This window comes from Peptococcus simiae (genome assembly GCF_046569735.1).
GTDB lineage: Bacteria > Bacillota > Peptococcia > Peptococcales > Peptococcaceae > Peptococcus > Peptococcus simiae_A.
This window is the reverse complement of the sequence record NZ_JBKICG010000050.1, coordinates 1-545: the sequence shown is the minus strand read 5'-3', so window position 1 is coordinate 545 and position 545 is coordinate 1. Positions and strand designations below refer to the sequence as shown.

Genomic DNA, 545 nt, shown 5'->3' with positions numbered 1-545 from the left:
GCATTGGTAGAGGAGCAATCCATTGAGGACGAAGCGTGAGCGCAAGCGCACGTGGACCCAATGGAAGAGAGAATGCCGGTATAAGTACACGATAAAAGAGGTGAGAATCCTCTTCGCCGAAAGTCTAAGGATTCCTGGGGAAGGCTCGTCCGCCCAGGGTTAGTCGGGACCTAAGGCAAGGCCGAAAGGCGTAGTCGATGGGAAACAGGTAGATATTCCTGTACCTATCTTATCTAATGACCATGCAGTGACGCAGAAGGGTAGAGCGAGCGCCCAGTTGGTGAGGCGTTCAAGCGCATAGGGCGACACATAGGCAAATCCGTGTGTCAAAAAGCCTGAGACGTGACGACGAGTGAAACATAGTAACGAAGTCCTCAATCCCCCGCTGCCGAGAAAAGCTGCTAAGGAAGATAAGATAGCCCGTACCGCAAACCGACACAGGTAGACAGGTAGAGAATACTAAGGCGCGCGAGATAACTCTTGTTAAGGAACTCGGCAAAATGAACCCGTAACTTCGGGAGAAGGGTTGCTTTTTCTTGTGAGTA

At 51.2% G+C, this 545-nt stretch carries 1 rRNA gene; it reads left to right on the top strand.

Features of this window, described 5'->3' with window-relative positions:
• Positions 1-545 (top strand): 23S ribosomal RNA (locus tag ACLGL1_RS09815); the annotation flags it as partial.